General features: G+C 41.9%; 16 protein-coding genes. 9 read left to right on the forward strand and 7 right to left on the reverse strand.

The features are described 5' to 3' along the window. Positions 1–48 precede the first annotated feature (48 nt). The 4 genes from B3E00_RS07185 (at position 49) to B3E00_RS07200 (ending at position 7,694) form a co-directional block, all read left to right on the forward strand. Positions 49–2,094 carry a beta-L-arabinofuranosidase domain-containing protein gene (locus B3E00_RS07185; RefSeq protein ID WP_293937879.1) on the forward strand — a complete coding sequence of 682 codons (2,046 nt, stop codon included), beginning with the start codon at positions 49–51 and terminating at the stop codon, positions 2,092–2,094. A gap of 38 nt (positions 2,095–2,132) precedes the next feature. Then, positions 2,133–3,977 (forward strand): glycoside hydrolase family 2 protein, encoded by a 1,845-nt coding sequence (locus tag B3E00_RS07190; RefSeq protein ID WP_293937881.1) that lies wholly within the window; start codon positions 2,133–2,135, stop codon positions 3,975–3,977. Positions 3,978–4,066: 89 nt separating this feature from the next. Beyond that, on the forward strand, positions 4,067–6,541 hold the full coding sequence (locus tag B3E00_RS07195) for a glutaminase family protein (RefSeq protein WP_293937883.1): 2,475 nt from the start codon (positions 4,067–4,069) through the stop codon (positions 6,539–6,541). A gap of 43 nt (positions 6,542–6,584) precedes the next feature. Beyond that, positions 6,585–7,694, forward strand: a complete 1,110-nt coding sequence (locus B3E00_RS07200; protein WP_293937885.1) for a family 43 glycosylhydrolase — start codon at positions 6,585–6,587, stop codon at positions 7,692–7,694. A gap of 173 nt (positions 7,695–7,867) precedes the next feature. Here the strand turns inward: B3E00_RS07200 and B3E00_RS07205 are convergent, their stop codons facing one another. After that, entirely contained in the window at positions 7,868–8,809 is a 942-nt protein-coding gene (locus B3E00_RS07205) for an alpha/beta fold hydrolase (protein WP_293937887.1), read from the reverse strand. A gap of 318 nt (positions 8,810–9,127) precedes the next feature. On the opposite strand from B3E00_RS07205, the gene B3E00_RS07210 reads away from it, so the two are divergent. The 5 genes from B3E00_RS07210 to katG all read left to right on the forward strand — a co-directional run bounded on the left by B3E00_RS07210 (position 9,128) and on the right by katG (position 13,668). After that, positions 9,128–9,685: an RNA polymerase sigma factor gene (locus B3E00_RS07210; RefSeq protein WP_293937889.1), complete on the forward strand. Its 558-nt coding sequence runs from the start codon at positions 9,128–9,130 to the stop codon at positions 9,683–9,685. A gap of 10 nt (positions 9,686–9,695) precedes the next feature. Then, positions 9,696–10,034 carry a hypothetical protein gene (locus B3E00_RS07215; protein ID WP_293885039.1) on the forward strand — a complete coding sequence of 113 codons (339 nt, stop codon included), beginning with the start codon at positions 9,696–9,698 and terminating at the stop codon, positions 10,032–10,034. 223 nt (positions 10,035–10,257) lie between these two features. Further along, positions 10,258–10,551 carry a hypothetical protein gene (locus B3E00_RS07220; protein WP_293937891.1) on the forward strand — a complete coding sequence of 98 codons (294 nt, stop codon included), beginning with the start codon at positions 10,258–10,260 and terminating at the stop codon, positions 10,549–10,551. Between the two features lie 79 nt (positions 10,552–10,630). Further along, complete coding sequence (locus B3E00_RS07225) at positions 10,631–11,086, forward strand: Hsp20/alpha crystallin family protein (RefSeq protein ID WP_293886213.1); 456 nt, start codon at positions 10,631–10,633, stop codon at positions 11,084–11,086. 302 nt (positions 11,087–11,388) lie between these two features. Continuing rightward, positions 11,389–13,668 carry a catalase/peroxidase HPI gene (katG, locus tag B3E00_RS07230; protein WP_293937893.1) on the forward strand — a complete coding sequence of 760 codons (2,280 nt, stop codon included), beginning with the start codon at positions 11,389–11,391 and terminating at the stop codon, positions 13,666–13,668. A gap of 120 nt (positions 13,669–13,788) precedes the next feature. Here katG and B3E00_RS07235 read toward each other — a convergent pair whose 3' ends face one another. The 6 genes from B3E00_RS07235 to thiM all read right to left on the reverse strand — a co-directional run bounded on the left by B3E00_RS07235 (position 13,789) and on the right by thiM (position 18,254). After that, positions 13,789–14,088: a DUF1572 family protein gene (locus tag B3E00_RS07235; protein WP_293937895.1), complete on the reverse strand. Its 300-nt coding sequence runs from the start codon at positions 14,086–14,088 to the stop codon at positions 13,789–13,791. A gap of 274 nt (positions 14,089–14,362) precedes the next feature. Beyond that, entirely contained in the window at positions 14,363–15,106 is a 744-nt protein-coding gene (locus B3E00_RS07240; RefSeq protein WP_293886210.1) for a GIN domain-containing protein, read from the reverse strand. Positions 15,107–15,349: 243 nt separating this feature from the next. Next, entirely contained in the window at positions 15,350–16,006 is a 657-nt protein-coding gene (tenA, locus tag B3E00_RS07245) for a thiaminase II (RefSeq protein ID WP_209574816.1), read from the reverse strand. Continuing rightward, on the reverse strand, positions 15,993–16,832 hold the full coding sequence (gene thiD, locus B3E00_RS07250; RefSeq protein WP_293937897.1) for a bifunctional hydroxymethylpyrimidine kinase/phosphomethylpyrimidine kinase: 840 nt from the start codon (positions 16,830–16,832) through the stop codon (positions 15,993–15,995). Before thiD ends, tenA begins: the two co-directional genes overlap by 14 nt. Then, the gene (gene thiE / locus B3E00_RS07255; protein ID WP_293937899.1) at positions 16,829–17,461 is read right to left on the reverse strand and encodes a thiamine phosphate synthase; all 633 of its coding nucleotides are present in this window, start codon (positions 17,459–17,461) and stop codon (positions 16,829–16,831) included. The genes thiD and thiE overlap by 4 nt, the downstream gene beginning before the upstream one ends. Then, the gene (gene thiM / locus B3E00_RS07260; RefSeq protein ID WP_293937901.1) at positions 17,451–18,254 is read right to left on the reverse strand and encodes a hydroxyethylthiazole kinase; all 804 of its coding nucleotides are present in this window, start codon (positions 18,252–18,254) and stop codon (positions 17,451–17,453) included. The genes thiE and thiM overlap by 11 nt, the downstream gene beginning before the upstream one ends. Between the last annotated feature and the right edge of the window lie 45 nt (positions 18,255–18,299).

Here is an 18,299-nt window from a genome sequence, read left to right on the forward strand (position 1 = left end):
ATTAAACCTTATTTTTGGATAATCTGTTATAAACTAATCAAGCCAACAATGACGAAAAAAATCGGTTTATTATCTTATTTGATTGGAATTTGTTTTCTAAGTTCAGCGCAAAGCAATGTCGTAATTGCTGTTGATCATTTGCCGGTGCAGGGGAAAAATTTAAACTATATTAATAACCGATTGCCTTTAAAACAGAATGCCCTGCTAAAATTACCTGTAGGAAGCATCGTACCCGAAGGTTGGCTTGGGAAATATCTGCAGCTGCAGAAAGATGGTCTTACAGGCCATTTGGGAGAAATTAGCGCTTGGCTATCCAAGAAAAATAATGCTTGGCTAAGTACAGATGGGAAAGGAGACTATGGTTGGGAAGAAGTTCCTTATTGGTTAAAAGGCTACGCTAATTTGGGCTACATCTTGAAGGATCCTAAAATCATAGCGGAGTCAAAGATCTGGTTAGAAGCGGCCCTTAAAAGCCAGCGTCCTGATGGATACTTTGGCCCATTGATACTGCGTAATAACAAACCGGATCTTTGGGGTAATATGTTAATGTTATGGTGCCTGCAATCTTATTTTGAATATAGCGCTGACCAGCGTGTTTTAACGTTGATGACCAATTATTTTAAATGGCAGGCCAATTTGCCGGATAGTTTTTTTCTCAAGGATTATTGGGAGAACAGTCGTGGTGGTGACAATTTGCTATCCGTTTATTGGCTCTATAACAGAACACAAGGTAATGAATGGTTGATGGATTTGGCGGATAAAATCCATCGGAATACCGCCAATTGGCGGCAGAAAGACGATTTGCCCAATTGGCATAACGTCAATGTTGCCCAATGTTTCAGAGAGCCAGCAACCTATTATTTGAAAAGCAAGTCGAGTGACGATCTGAAAGCGACCTACGCTAACTTTCATTATGTCCGGCAGGTATTTGGTCAGGTTCCAGGGGGTATGTTCGGTGCTGATGAAAATGCCCGGCCAGGATATACCGACCCCCGTCAAGGGGTAGAAACCTGTGGTATGGTGGAACAGATGGCCTCTAACGAGATCCTTCTCGGAATAACCGGAGACCCTTTTTGGGCAGATCATGCCGAAGAAGTTGCATTTAATACCTACCCCGCAGCTGTAACAGCCGATTTTAAAGCGTTGCGGTATATCACGAGCCCGAATATGACTATCAGCGACAGCCATAATCATGCCCCTGGAATTGATAATAACGGGCCATTTTTAATGATGAATCCCTTCAGTTCCCGCTGCTGTCAACACAACCATAGTCAGGGTTGGCCGTATTATGCCGAACATCTGTATATGGCAACCAATGACAATGGTGTAGCCGCGGTACTTTATGCCGCATCAAAAGCTGAAATCAAGGTCGGAAACAATCAAGCCATTCAGATCAGACAAGAATCCAATTATCCGTTTGAAGAATCGCTGCGATTTAAAATAGGCACACAGGGTAAAACGGTTAATTTTCCCTTTTATCTCCGTATACCTGCCTGGGCCAAACAAGCGAAAGTTACTGTCAATGGTAAAAGCCAGCAGGTTGAAGCTGGAGCAAAATATATTCGGATTGAACGGAAATGGAAAGACGGTGACAAAGTCGAACTCTCCTTACCGATGACCATTGATCTGAAAACATGGAAAACCAATAAAAATTCAGTGAGTATCCAACGGGGACCATTGACCTATGCCCTCAAAATAAAAGAGAACTACGTAAAAAAAGATAGTAAAGCCTCGGCAATTGGCGATTCGAAATGGCAGGAGACTGCAGATCCATCAAAATGGCCATCCTATGAAATCCTTCCTGCAAGTGACTGGAATTACGGACTTGTACAAAATCAGTTGCAAACATTAGACCAATTGAAAGTTGTGAAAAGGGCGTGGCCTAAGGATGCGTTTCCCTTCGATGCAGAGGCAGTACCTATTTCTATCCTTGTCAAAGCGAAACGTATTGACGGGTGGAAAATTGATGAAAATGGTCTGACAGGCGTATTGCCACTTAGTCCAGTGGAAAGTATGGGCGAGGTACAGGAAGTCGAACTGATTCCCATGGGAGCAGCACGTTTACGCATTGCTGCTTTTCCAACCGTGAAATAATGTAAATACGATATAAAATAAATGACTTAACGATTTTTATGATGAAGAAAACCTTATTTTTTGCCAGTTTGATGATGGCAGCACAATTGAACTTTGCTCAGGATTGGAAACCCGCGGGGTCACATATATTAACCCCTTGGGGCGAGAAAGTAACAGCACAAAAGCCACATCCTGAATATCCTAGACCACAATTAACCAGAACCAACAATTGGCAAAATTTAAATGGCTTATGGAAATATGCAATTACTCCAGTAGGTAATAAAGAGATTCCGCGTCAATGGGAGGGGAATATCCTTGTTCCTTTTGCTATTGAGTCGGCGTTGTCGGGTGTTGGTAAAGAAGTAGGAAAAGATAAGGCACTATGGTATAATAATACCATAACACTGGATAAGTCTGTCAATAAAAACAAGGTTCTGTTGCATTTTGGGGCAGTGGATTGGCAATGTGATGTGTATGTAAATAGCCAATTGGTTGGAAGACATGAGGGTGGTTTTGACCCTTTTTCCATGGACGTGACCAGTTTTCTAAAAAAAGGTGCAAAGCAGGAAATTGCCATCCGGGTATGGGATCCTACGGATGATGGACCTCAACCACGCGGTAAACAGGTGAACAAGCCGAATGGGATATGGTATACGCCTGTCACAGGAATATGGCAAACCGTGTGGTTGGAAAGTGTTCCACAATCTTATATTGTTAATACCAAACAAACACCACGATTGGATGAAGGGATCTTAGCATTTCAGGCTACTGTCGAAGAAAGCCAAGCGGGTGATGAAATAAGGGTCCGTGCATTAGATGGGGGGAAAGTTGTGAAAGAACAGGTCGGGCAGCCCAATACATCTTTTGATCTTGCAGTACCTAATTTGCAACCATGGTCGCCGAGTAACCCTAAACTTTATGACTTAGAAATCCAGTTAATTCGTAAGGGCAAGATTGTTGACCAAGCGAAAAGCTATTTTGCCATGCGGAAAATAGCCATGCAAAAAGACGAAAATGGTATTCAGCGGTTGATGCTGAATAATCATTTTACCTTCCAGTATGGCCCATTGGATCAAGGTTGGTGGCCGGATGGACTACATACAGCACCAACGGATGAGGCTTTGAAATTTGATGTGATCAAAACAAAGGAAATGGGATTCAATATGATCCGCAAGCATATCAAAGTAGAGCCGGCGCGCTGGTACCGTTACTGCGACAGTATAGGTATGCTCGTTTGGCAAGATATGCCTAGTGGTGATCTTGGCGGAAATCATTGGGATATGCAGCCAGGGAAAATTTCTGGTGGAAATCGGGATAAACAGCGTTCGCAGGAATCTGAAGGTTACTACAAAAAAGAATGGAAAGCCATTATGGAGGTATTGCATAACTATCCAAGCATTGTTATTTGGGTGCCGTTTAATGAGGCCTGGGGACAATTCAAAACCAAGGAAATTACCGAGTGGACTATGGCTAATGACCCTTCAAGACTGGTTAATAGCGCTAGTGGCGGTAACTTTATGGAAACTGGACATATCTTGGATATCCATAATTACCCAGACGCAGCCATGCCTGATCCAAATTTGTTTGGGGCCAAACAAGTGCTTGCATTGGGTGAATTTGGAGGTTTGGGTTTGCCGATAGATGGACACTCATGGCAACAAAAAGATAATTGGGGATACCAAAGTTTTAAGAATAAAACGGAATTATTGGAGCGTTACAAACGCCTGATCCATGACTTGATACGTCTAATTCCTATGGGATTGTCTGCCGCTGTGTATACCCAGACAACAGATGTGGAAGTAGAAACAAATGGCTTGATGACTTATGACCGTAAAGTTGTCAAAATGCCTGAGGCAGAGTTGAACGCTGCTCATCGTGCGCTCTACAATGCACCTACCAAGTAATTGATAGCGATATGGCCGCAAATCGAGTTGCGGCCTAAATTTAACGGTGAAAATATACCGGTCAACCTAAATCTATTTGATACAAATCAATGAAATTAAAATTACTAATTGCAGCGGCTATTGTATGTCAGTCGGTATCGTCGTTTGCACAAAAACAGCCTCCTAAGAATGACCTTCGGGCGCCTGCCTATCCCTTAATAACAATAGATCCCAATACAAGTGCTTGGTCCTATAGCAACGAATTGAATGCAGATGTTGTCCACCATTGGACTGGAAAGTCATTTCCTTTACTGGGCGTCCTTAAAGTGGATGGGAAATCCTATCGCTTCCTAGGAAAAGAAGAAGCTGAACCTCTGTCTTTGGCACGGATGGGCGAACATGCGGCCTGGACCGGAAGTTATGTCATTAGCGAACCCGCTTCAGATTGGATGAAACCTTCGTACGATGCAGAGCAATGGAAAACTGGCGTCGCTCCTTTCGGTACCAAAGATAAAGAACCTCAGGTGAATACGGATTGGCAGGAACCTAAGATCTGGATCAGGAGAGTAATTGAACTTGATGAAGATCTCACCGGAAAGCCTGTTTTTATCGAATTTACGCACGATGATGATGCCATTTTGTATGTCAACGGATTTGAAGTTGTTAATACGGGGAATTCGACAGGCAAAAATAATCGGGTCAAACTGCCCGAACATATCGTGAAGACACTGAAAAAGGGGAAAAATATACTTGCTGGTTATTGCCATAATAGGGTAGCGAATGGTTATTTTGATTTTGGACTGTTTGCAGAAAAAGAAGGTAGTATTCAATTCGAAACGGAAGCAAAGCAGCTTGCCGCCAATGTTCAGGCCACACAAACACATTATTCGTTTGATTGCGGTCCAGTCAATCTAAATATTACTTTTATGGCACCGTTGCTCATGGATAATTTGGACCTAATGTCGCGACCCGTAAATTACCTTTCTTATCAGATCCAGGTAAAGGATGGCAAAAAACATCACGTACAGCTTTATTTGGAAGCTGCTCCAAACTGGGCTTTGAATTCTCCGGCACAAGACGCTGTAAGCAGCTCATTCCGCAGTGGAAACCTGCAGTTTGTGAAGACTGGAAGTAAAAGTCAGCAGATTCTCGAAAAAAAAGGAGATGATTTACGAATAGATTGGGGATATTTTTATATGGCTGGTAACGCTGCAAAAACGAAATCTATTGTTGGCAACAGTCAGGAATTGCGTGTTAAATTTCTAAAAAACGAACATACATTACCTTCAAAAGAAGGTAAGCAGCTGGCTTTAATACAAACTTTTGATGTCTCATCAAGCTATCAGGATAAGATCTTATTGGGGTATGATGACTTGTATTCTATCCAATATTTCGAACAAAATTTACGGCCGTATTGGAATACAAATGGAAATAATACAATTGAGAAACAATTTGAATTGGCCGATAAAGAGTATGCTGCTCTCAAAAAGGCTGCTGATAAATTTGATGCCGAATTATGGAGTACAGCTCTTCGTAATGGGGGAGAGGACTATGCCGCATTGTGTGCCTTGGCCTATCGGCAAGCAATCGCTGCCCATAAACTTGTGAAGGCATCCAATGGCGATTTACTTTTATTATCCAAAGAAAATGATAGCAATGGGTCAATAGGAACTGTTGATGTAACCTATCCTTCGGCTCCGATTTTCCTGTACTATAATCCGGAATTGGCAAAAGCGCTAATGAACGCTATTTTTTATTACAGCGAAAGCAATAAGTGGACAAAACCTTTTGCTGCGCACGACGTTGGAACTTATCCGCTGGCAAATGGTCAAACCTATGGTGGAGATATGCCTGTGGAAGAATCCGGAAATATGTTGATACTAACCTATGCATTAGCTAAAGTGGAAGGAAATGCCACTTATGCAAAGAAACATTGGAAAGTGTTGTCGACATGGGCAGATTATTTAGTTGATAAAGGTCTGGATCCCGAAAATCAATTATGTACAGACGATTTCGCTGGCCATTTTGCACACAATGCTAATTTATCCATCAAAGCTATCTTGGGGATTGCTTCTTATGGTTATCTGGCCCAAATGCTCGGTGAAGAGGCTACTGCTAAAAAATACTTGACGGAAGCGAAAGCGATGGCTATGAAATGGGAAGGCATGGCCAAAGATGGGGATCATTATAAGTTGACTTTTGACAAGGCAGGAACCTGGAGCCAAAAGTATAATATGGTATGGGATAAATTGCTCAAGATGAATATTTTTGATCCTGCTATTCGCGAAACCGAACTAAGCTACTATCTCAGCAAACAAAACCAATATGGATTACCACTGGATAACCGTCAGCCTTACACCAAGACGGATTGGATTATTTGGACGGCGACCATGGCAAATGATAAACCTACATTTGAAACCTTTGTAAAGCCAGTATACCGTTTTATGAATGAGACAACAGATCGGGTTCCGATGTCCGACTGGACGTATACGGATCGACCTAAAAGAGCTGGATTTAAGGCAAGATCCGTTGTAGGAGGCTATTTTATCAAAATGCTGGAAGAGAAATTGGCAAAGGCGAAATAGCGTTTTCCTATGATGTAGAGAAATAATATAATAAAATAATAAGATGTTGAATACAATGTTGTTAAGATATTGGATCGGTGGAGTTGTTGTACTGAACGTGTTAAGCTCCTGCGGAAGCTTTTCAGGTTCAGTAACGCAACTTGGACCAGAGACAATTGCAAGAGCTAATAAGGTGCAGCAAAAGACCTATACCAATCCGGTTTTTGAGCCTATACTTGCTGATCCTACAGTTGTTAGAGACCCCAAAAGCAACATGTTTTATGCCTACGGGACAGCCGACAATTGGGGAGATGGCAAAGGCCAGCGTCTGGTATCCATTCTACAATCTTCCGATCTAGTTCAATGGACCTGGACTGGTACAGCCTTCAGCTCAAAACCGAGCTGGAAAGCCGAAGGTGGAATCTGGGCTCCCGACGTAGTAGAGCTCAATGGGAAATACCTGATGTATTATGCCTATTCGACATGGGGAGATCCTAATCCAGGGATAGGAATTGCTCTTGCTGATGCACCGGAAGGACCATTTATAGATCAAGGTAAACTTTTCGATAGCAAGCAGATCAATGTACCCAATTCAATTGACCCTTACTTTTTTATGGAGAATGGACAGAACTATTTGTTTTGGGGTAGTTTTAGCGATGCTGAAACGCAGGGCACTTATGGTGTGGAATTAGATCAAAATGGAACAGCTGTACCTGATCTAAATAAAAAATTTAAAGTTGCTGCCGGTGATTTTGAGGCTGTTGTAATTCATAAGCGGAAAGGGTATTATTACTTTATCGGATCCAAAGGATCTTGTTGTGAAGGGGAAAAAAGCAGTTACCATGTTCTTGTAGGACGGTCTAGAAATTTGAAAGGGCCTTATATGGATCGGGAGGGACGCAATCTGGTACAGCGAGGGAGCGGAACGTTGCTGTTAAGGGGAAATGATCAATTTGTGGGGACAGGTCATACTTCGCGCATTATTACAGACGATAAGGGAAAAGATTGGATACTCTATCATGGTATGGACCCAAAGCAGCCTCGTGTTGCGACGGGTGGAAATCGTCGGATGCTATTTTTGGATCAGATCGTCTGGGATAAGGACTGGCCCAAAATTGAAGGGGCAACCAGTAGTGTTGCAGTGCAACCGGCACCAACATTTAATTTTAAATAGCATTTTCAATAGCTAGTAGCAGCGGATGGCCGATCTTTGTCGGGTAGGACTTCCGCTGCCTATTCCTTACACGATATAGCACCATAAGATACAGCAAAAGAAAAAACATCTCGAAGTGCTGTATGCTGTTTTGGGGTGCGATGAGCGTTGTGGTAAATATTTGTGAGCGGTAGCTAAGTTAAATGGCTATGGAGCCAGCTGCTGATAAACTCGAATACTTCTTTTTTGCATTCTTCATTTAAAATTTCATGTCGCATTCCCGGATATAATTTGACCGTAATATCAGCTTGCCCTTGGTTGCGGAGCTGCTCTGCACTTTTTTCAACTCCAGCGCCAAAATCGCCAATTGGATCATCCTGTCCACTGATAAAAGCTATCGGAAGCGTTTTTGGGATAAGCTGTGTAGGAATAGGATCTGTCGCCTGTAGTGAAAGATCCAGTACCGTATGAAACCCATTATTGGTAAATAGACCTCCGCAGAGTGGATCTTCCAAAAAAGAAATACGATTTGTCTTATTAACGCTTAGCCAATTGCTGTTACATTGGTTCGGTTCGTTCTTAAAACGGGCGTTGTTGCGTTTGTCAAAAATACGATTAATCAATTTACTTCTTTTTTTGGGTGCAACAGTATTTAGAAAAGCGAGTAAAAGATGAAAAGCGGTGGAGCCCTTTTGACGCTGTCCGGTACCCACAATTATCGCCCCCTTAAATTGGCCCCCAATTTTTTGTAATACGCAACGTGTAACAAAGGATCCCATGGAATGTCCTAAAATAAATTGCGGTGTTTTTGGATAGGCTTCCCGTAAGAAACTACTCATCGCAATTGCGTCATCCACAAGCTGTTCTTTGGCCTTTTCTTTTTGGAAATAGCCCAAAAGAGCGGGTTGTGAAGCCGTTAATCCGTGACCCAATTGGTCGTAGGTTAAAACTGCAAATTGCTGTGCTGTCAAATAACTGGCCAGTTCCTGATATCGACCACTGTGCTCTTGCATACCATGGATGATGAGGATCGTGGCCAATACAGGATGATCTGTAGGCTCATAGATGTTATAAGAAATTTTATACTTATTTTCTGCCGTATTAACGGCATAAAAATTTGACAATACCCTATTCATGGTGCGTTTTGTTATTTATAGTAAACTAAGACAAATTTATGGTATTTACAAGGTCAGTAATCGTTGTAGCTTTCAAGAACATTACTGTTATTGCCTAAAATAGGGACAAAAAAAAGCACTATTAATTTTGTTGTTTGAGCATATTTTTTAGATTTTACTTAATTTAGAATGTACAAAGCGTACACGAAACAAGAAGAAAAGAAACCTGACATGTTGTTCATGATGCGGAGTGAGCGAGAAGAGATTGCTGTAAATAATTTAAAGTAAAAGTTTTGCTGGTTCGTCTAGGCTGCTATGGACATTGCATACCAAAATCATATGGCAGAGAAAAATTCCAGATCATTTACGGATACCGTTAAGACTTATGGGAGTCAGCTGCTGCGTTTTGTTAAGGGGAAAGTAAAGAAAACTGAGGATGCAGAGGATATCTTACAGGAAGTTTGGTATCAATTCAGCCGTTTAACGAATATGGATGAACTGGAGAATGCTGGAGCCTGGCTTTATGCCGTCACACGCAATAAAATTACAGATAGCTATCGAAAAAAGAAAAGTGAATCACTTGATGATCTGATCGCAGGCGACGATGATAGTGAAAGTTCATTTCCCATCCGTCAGTTTCTTTTGGCTGACGACTCCAACAATCCCGAGCTAAAATTATTTAAGGATATTTTTTGGGACGAATTGATGAAAGCATTGGACGAATTGCCTGAAAAGCAACGCCGGGTTTTTATGTTGAATGAACTGGAAGACAAAACACTTCAAGAAATTGCTGTGATGGAAAATGGGCATTTAAAGACAATCATCAGTCGCAAAGGGTATGCAGTGAAGCATCTAAGAGTACGATTGCGGAGTTTATATGAAGAATTAAAATTTTAAGGATTAAGCTATGAATGGAAGAATGAAAAGACAGCGGAAGGGTAAATTCGCTTTTATGTTTGTCGCTATTATTGTTGGTGTTTTTTTATTGGTGGCGTTGTTACAATATTTATGGAATACGTTAATGGTGGATATTTTCCATTTAAAAGCAATTACCTATTGGCAGGCACTAGGACTCTTTGTTTTGTCAAGAATCCTGTTCGGCAGGGGATTTGGTAAACCGGGGGGCGGGAGATTTCGAAAAGGTTTTCCAACTCAAATGGAAAACGGAGAGGATCTTTCCGAAGAGGAGAGGGAGCGTTTGCGTGAGGAATGGAAGCGTCGTTTCAGCGGACGATGCGGATTCTGAAAAAACAATAAAAATTTTAAAGTAAAAACTGTTGTTGGGCGTCTTCTTTTATAAAGGCGCCTTTTTTATGTCGATATACCGAAAGAAATGACAGAACGCGATGATCTGTCAGAATGGATGTTGGCGACACTAAATTAATTACAAATATGAAGGTCAAGAAGAAGTACAATTTCAGACAGATGAAGGTATGTGCTGACGGAAACCTTAAAAAAGATGTATTCAAATGAAAAATAAACTTCGATTTATATTGCCGCTCCTGATCGTGCTTACGGCAATAGCAGGATTAGCAACGCTAATTATTGGGACGATCTTTAAACTCTTGTTGTTTGGAACAGTGCTGTTTGGTATAGGAAGCTTTGCCGCAGCAAGAATGCGCAGAAGAGATCGGCGGGCTTTCCAAATGGACACGGCCCCAGTACACCCGAATGTTCAGCGTCACTATGATACAGTCGTAGCGATCGTGCCGTTAAATGCACAAAGCCGTTCGAAGAGGGCAACAATAGTTCCCGTTTATTAATAGTTAGAAAATCCCGATTGTGGAAACAATCCTGCGATCATCAATTTACACTTAGTATTCAACATTAAAAATTAAAGTCATGTTTAAAAGAGATAATTACAACAGCGGATATTCAAATCATAATAAATTTTGCGGAAAGCATTTCAAGGACCGTTTTGAAAAATTTCAGCAGCATTTTTTTGAAGGCGAACCCATGCAAAGCGGAAGGAGACAGCAATTTTTTCCTGTAAATATTGTCGAGAATCAAGAATTCTTTGAAGTACAGCTTTTTGCTGCTGGCCGCAAGAAAGAACAGTTCCAAGTCAGCATCCAAGAAGGGATACTTAAAATTTCATGTACTGCAAACAGACAAGACAATGCCATAGATTATATTTATAAAGAGGACGATGGATTAGCATTTGAGCGTGAATTCCAATTAAATGAACACGTGCTTACCGATAATGTACATGCCAGTTTTGAGGATGGGGTGTTGACGGTCATTCTCCCAAAAGATCTCGAAAAGGTAGCGAGGCCACAAGAGGTTGTTATTGATTAGCAACAAATAGTAAACGTAAATCAGTATTTGAGCTGATTTTGAAAAAGGGCAGCATACAGAAATTAGCTGTCCTTTTTTATTTCCACGTATGTCTATCATACCACTTTCCATTATACGACGCTTAAAATGTCGAAAAGGTATTATCATTCATTTAGATAGTGTATTTATTATGATATAAGTTTTGTCTATAGTTTATCAAATCATTCGATGGAGCGGATCGACTGTATTTATGTACTTTTATGAAAGTTGAAATCAAACAATTTGATCAATTAAGGTATTATATAAAAAAACTTTCTTTTAATATGGACAACAACGAAAAAGACATTAGCAAATGCCCCTTTCACAATGGTACGATGCGCAACTCCGTCGCAGGAGGTGGAACTCAGAATCAAGATTGGTGGCCAAATAGACTACGTGTAGACCTGTTGAGACAGCATGCGAGCAAGTCAAATCCAATGGATGAAGGCTTTGACTACGCAGCGGCATTCAACCAATTGGACTTAGAAGCCGTAAAAAAAGATTTGCATGCATTGATGACTGATTCTCAGGATTGGTGGCCAGCAGATTTTGGACATTACGGCCCATTATTCATCCGGATGGCGTGGCATAGTGCAGGAACATACCGTGTAAGTGATGGTCGGGGTGGCGCAGGATCTGGTCAACAGCGCTTTGCTCCTCTAAATAGCTGGCCAGATAATGTTAGTTTGGATAAAGCGCGCCGCCTGTTGTGGCCTATCAAACAAAAATATGGTAAGAATATTTCTTGGGCAGATTTAATGATATTAACGGGTAATGTTGCCCTTGAGTCTATGGGCTTCAAAACTTTCGGTTATTCAGGTGGACGTGTTGATGCTTTTGAACCAGAATTGGATGTATATTGGGGGTCTGAAACCACCTGGTTGGGTGGCGATGTGCGTTATGCGCACGGCTCGGAAGGAGTGGCCGAACCGCACGGAGTCTTATCTGCCGATGATGATGCAGATGGTAAGCTGCACACGCGCAATCTTGAAAAACCATTGGCTGCGGTACAGATGGGATTAATTTATGTGAACCCAGAAGGACCGGATGGAAATCCTGATCCGATTGCTGCAGCAAAAGATATACGGGACACTTTTGGTCGGATGGCTATGAATGATGAGGAAACCGTTGCTTTGATTGCAGGAGGACATACTTTTGGGAAAACTCACGGTGCAGGACCTGCAGACAATGTCGGAAAAGAACCAGAAGCCGCTGGTATAGAACAACAAGGCCTCGGTTGGAAAAGCACTTACGGCAGTGGAGTGGGAGCTGATGCCATTACCAGTGGACTGGAGGTCATTTGGACACAAAAACCAACAGAATGGACGAATCTTTTCTTTAAAAATCTGTTTGAGAATGAATGGGAATTAACAAAAAGTCCTGCGGGAGCACACCAATGGGTAGCTAAAGGTGCCGATTCAACTATTCCCGATCCTTTCGATCCAAGTAAAAAGCGCCGGCCAACGATGCTGACCACCGATTTGTCTTTACGTTTTGATCCAGTTTACGAAAAGATCTCGCGTAAATTTTATGAAGATCAAGAAGCATTTGCAGATGCATTTGCCCGGGCATGGTTTAAATTAACACACCGTGATTTGGGACCGCGCGAACGTTATCTCGGTGCCGAGGTTCCTGCTGAGGAATTATTGTGGCAAGATCCCATTCCGGCTGTTGATCATGCTCTTGTTGATTCGGATGATATTCGTGCGTTGAAAACGACCATATTGAATACTGGGCTCAGTATCTCCGAGCTTGTTACAACAGCTTGGGCTTCGGCATCTACCTTCCGAGGATCAGATAAGAGAGGCGGGGCAAATGGCGCTAGGATACGTCTGGCTCCACAGCGTTATTGGCAAGTTAATAATCCAGCACGATTACAAAAAGTGCTTACCGCTCTCGAGCAAATTCAACAGGATTTTAATGGAAAACAACAAGCTGGAAAGAAAATCTCTTTGGCCGATTTAATTGTCCTGGGTGGGGTGGCAGCGATAGAACAGGCAGCTCGCTCGGCAGGACATGACATCGAAGTCCCATTCCGTCCTGGACGTATGGATGCATCTCAGGAACAAACTGATGTTGAATCTGTGGGATATCTCGAGCCAATTGCAGATGGATTCAGAAACTACCGTAAAGGCGCTTATACCGTATCTACCGAGTCCCTTTTGATTGACAAAGCACAATCGCTCACACTCTCTGTACCGGAATTAACTGTGCTTATTGGCGGAATGCGTGTTCTTCAAGCGAACTTTGACGGTTCTCAACTGGGAGTAATGACAGATCGTCCGGGCCAATTGACCAACGACTTTTTTGTTAATCTATTGGATATGGGGACAGCTTGGAAAGCAATCTCGCAGGATCGGGAAGTTTTTGAAGGATCAGATCGCAAATCCGGTGCTAAAAAATGGGAAGCGGGACGGGCAGATCTTGTTTTTGGATCGAATGCGGAGTTGAGAGCAGTTTCCGAAATATATGGAAGTGACGATGCGAAAGATAAATTCGTACAAGATTTCGTGAAGGCTTGGACTAAAGTGATGGAGTTAGATCGTTTTGATTTACATCGCTAATACGACTGGACAATTAATTCGATCATCGTATTTTAAGATTAGGGTTAGTTTACAATCAGGGCTGGTACATTTGTAGTGCCAGCCCTGATTGTATTTTAATGTTCAGGCGTATTCTCCTGATCATTCGTTAGAAATTTTCCACCCAGCATTCCAATACGATATCAGTTCATCACGGTCTGTCCAGGTGTTTTCAAATTCTCGGTCCCGGTTTCTATCATCTTTTTCTCCGTCGGTGGTTAGAAAATCAGTCCAACGGGAAAGCATATTGCCGCCTAAATGTTTTACAATTAATGCAATGCTGTTGCTCGAATCGTTTGGATGCCAAAATAATTGTTCCGTGCTCAACTGTTCAAATGTTTTATCACCCAATGATTTATAATATTGAAATTGTTTTATACAAGTCCCTAAAAAATTATTCATAGCCCTATTAAATCGTCAACTTATGGTATCAATATACAAAAATGTCGTGAAACTAATCCCAACTTAAGTTGTGTAACGCGAGATTAGTGGTTATTGATCAGTTAATTTCACGGATGTGCATGTTAACGCTATTATTGACAAGGCATTGAAGAAGGAGTAAGAATAAGCAGTCTAAGGGCAGGTAAAGCAAAGGTGATACTGGGGAAGTACCACCTTTTTTGCTAACTAAACATTAAACATAAATAAACAGTCTTTTTCAAGACCACACTAAAAATTACATGACTACTCTGCCGCTGGTCGATTTGTCAACCTGCACATTTTTTGGTTGATTTTTTAATACAATTTTTGCAGATGTGGAAACTTTTCCTAGTAAGTTTTCTTTCACACTTAGCGTTACATTTGCAGATGAATTTGCTTGTATTTGAGCATTTGTCGTTGTAAAACGACTCATATCAACCGATGCGGATGAGTTGGTGTTCAAATTTAAATTTGAAGCATTCCCTGAAATATTCTGCCTGGACGAACTACTTGCCGAAACCTGCAAATTTTTACTGCTTACTTCGGTTGTTAATTTACTCGAAGAACTTGTTGCAAGACTAATGTCATCCGCTACTATTTTCTTCAGGGATACGCTGGCTGAAGACGACACGTCTACAGTAATTTTGTTGCTCTTAATGATCTCATCGGTATAAATCGAGCTGCTTGAAGATGCCGAGAAACGTGACGGTATCTTGCTCGAATAAACAATTACACGATTGTTTCTTGCATTTCTGATTGAACTGTTTCTTTTATACTGTACATAGAGGGTACCATTTTTTACAGTCGTTTCGATAAGGGATAAATGCTCGGGGTTATCCGCTTCAACAACAACCTCATTGCGATTAGAATGGATGTAATCCACACGAAGCGAGGTTGCCGATGAAATGCCATCTGGAGCAGCGATCTTACGTGTTTCCCGTTCTTGTGCCTGCGCTACATATAAAAATGAAATAAAGGCAATGGTTAAGATTCTTTTCATTATCTTTTTGTTATTAGTTTAAAATTATTGTAGATAAAAAGCTTTATTTTATTTTCCCATTTATCATTTCCAATTTACATAAACATGCACCTGATTGTTTTGTTGAACATATAGTATAATAGTAGTGCCAAAATTATTGATATATCTAAGGTGTTGATTCATAGTTGTCTTTTTATGTGTTTCGGATTTCCTTAGTGCTCATTTTTGAACATAGACTGTTCGGTATCGGACAGTCTATTTGTTTTACCATATGCGCCCTATGTACGCAGCTAACCAGAATTGATACTCTAATTGGGAAGCTGTTATAAATACTTGTCGCATCTTCTCCCGTTTTGTTGCAGTAGTTTCTGCAGCAATTTTATCAACATAATTTTTGGCCTTGATAACTCCCTGTGCAAAATCGTCACCGCTATAGGTTTCAATCCATTTGGAGTAAGGGTTATCAAGCGTATTTGCGGTCGACACAATGTGATCACCTACTGCTTTATAGATCCAGAAACATGGGAGTGTTGCAGCCATGGCGACTTCAATACTTTCGAATGCAGCTACGCTTTTGAGAAAATGGATATAATGATGGCAGGTTGGCTCAATTTTGCTACTGTTGTCTCCAGATGTTAAACCAAATTCTCGAAAGTAATTTTCATGCAGTGCTCTTTCAACAAGAAGTGCATTGCGCCCAAACTCGAAATAGTCCAATGCTTGTTGGTTGTCAGCGCTCTTTGCACCTATAAAAGCAAGGACACGACCAAATTCTTCCAAATAGAATGCATCTTGCCGCATGTAAAATTGAAATTTATCCAAGGGAAGACTTCCATCACTAAGCTCAACGATAAATGGCATAGCAAGTATATCCGAATAAATTGGTGTTATAGCATCCCAGGCATGATCAGTCCAGTTCATATTGCATAAGTTTAAGGGGGTTATGGAAGTGATTTAATGGCCCATTTCCTTTGCCAATGCGAAGATTTTTACTTCCCAAAATCGCCGCGTGTATATAGGATAATGCGATGTCTACTGCGCGATCGAGAGCAACGCCTTGTGCCAATTGGCTCGCAATTGCTGAAGAGAGCGAGCAGCCGGAACCGTGTGTATTTTTGCTGTTAATTTTTTGTGACTTGAATTCAATTGGAGGCTTTTGCTGTTGAAATAAGAGGGATGTTAACTCTTCACTCTGTAGATGTCCACCTTTAATCAGAACAGATTGACAACCCGCAGCCAGTAAACTATTTCCAGCTTTTTCCATCTTTTGGACAGTATGAATAGGTTCATCCACTAAGACACTCGTCTCATCTAAATTTGGTGTAATCAGTGTTGCTAAGGGAAAAAGACGTGTTACGCAGGCCTGGATGGTGTCGTCATGAATAAGTTTGTGCCCACTCGTCGATACCATGACCGGATCAAATACGATTGGTCCCTTATACCTTGTCAAATAGTTACTGATGAGCTCTACAAGCTCAATATTGTGCACCATGCCTATTTTGATTGCATCTGGATAAATATCCTCAAAGATTGCATCCAGCTGATCTTGTACAGCCGAGGTAGGTATCTCATAAATACGTCTCACACCTTGCGTATTCTGAACGGGGAGGGCGGTTAAAACATTCATCGCATAGCAGCCCAGTGCCGATATCGTTTTGGTATCTGCCTGTATGCCGGCTCCGCCGCTTCCGTCGAATCCTGCAATGCTAAGTACAGTAGGAACCCTATATTTTTTGTTTTTTGTCATTTTAGTAAGGCTTTTAATTGTGCACTGGCTTGTCTGGGATCGGCACTTTGACAGATGGCCGAAACAACTGCGATGGAATCTGCGCCCGCTTTCCAAGCTTGTTGTGCGGTGTGGAAATTCATGCTTCCGATCGCAATTAATGGCTTTTCGGTCCTATTCCGAAGGTGCTTTAAACCCGTAATTCCCCATTCGGTAACAGTATCTCTTTTGGTAGGTGTTGAAAAGATGGGACTTACACCAAGATGGTCGACGACTAGCATCTGTTGGCTCTCCAGCTGTTGCACAGCTTCTATGGACCATCCAATAGTTAATCTGTCTCCATATTTTTCTCGAATGGCGACTGGTTTGAGATCGTTTTGACCCACATGCACTCCCCAGGCCCCGATTTGGTGGGCAATTGCTGCGGCATCATTAATTACCAAAGGAATACCATAGTGATCGGTAATCTTTTTCAAGCGCATGGCCTTTGCTAAAAAGGTAGCGGGATTATCCGTTTTCTCTCGCAATTGAATCAGATCAACACCACCAATAATAGCCTCTTCGGCGACCTGAAGCCAATTTTTGGGATAACAATCCCGCTCGGAGATGACTAAATATAAAGGATATGGGAAAAGCGGATTAATGTGCATAGTGTTTGATCTTGAGACTTGATTGCAGACGTTCTGCATTAAGCCGATAGAGTTCATCATAAAGATTCAATTGCAGTGTGCCCGGGCCGCTGGCCGATTTGGCTGCGAGCTCTCCGGCCAGGCTTAAGAGGGAGACCCCTGCGACAGCAGCTTCAAAGTGGCCATCCGTAACAGCCAGGAATGCACCAATGAGTGCAGTAGCACTACAGCCAAGTCCTGTCACTTGCGTCATTAAGGGGTGGCCGTTATACACTTCAACCGTGTGTTTTTCCGAAAGAATATAGTCTATATTTCCAGAAATACAGATGATGGAGCCAGTATGTTGTTGCAATAGCTTTCCAAACCTGAGCGCATCTTTACTATCCGCGGTGCTGTCAACTCCCTTTGTATTCGGTTGGTTGGAATTGTACAGCGTTATGATTTCCGATGCATTGCCACGGATTACTGTTGGTTTTAGCGCTAATAGGTTGGAAAGTAAGTCATTGCGAAATGCTGATATCCCGGCACCAACAGGGTCCAATACCCACGGTCGTCCGATGGTATTGGCGTGTTCCGTAGCGACCAGCATCGCTTCGGCTGTATGTTCACTTAAAGTACCGATATTAATGACGAGCGCTTGTGCAATGTCCACAACTTCGCGTACTTCCAATGGGCTGTGTACCATTACAGGGGATGCTCCTAAGGCCAAAAGTGCGTTGGCCGTAGTGTTCATCACAACGAGGTTTGTGATGTTATGCACGAGCGGTTTTTCAAACCTCACCTGCTCCAATAAATTGATAATAGAATCTTCCATTCTTTTTGCATGTTAAGCTATATTCGTGTGGCTTTGAGGGAAGGA

Origin of the sequence: Sphingobacterium sp. UBA5996 (assembly GCF_002429765.1) — a bacterium.
Classification (GTDB): Bacteria; Bacteroidota; Bacteroidia; order Sphingobacteriales; family Sphingobacteriaceae; genus Sphingobacterium.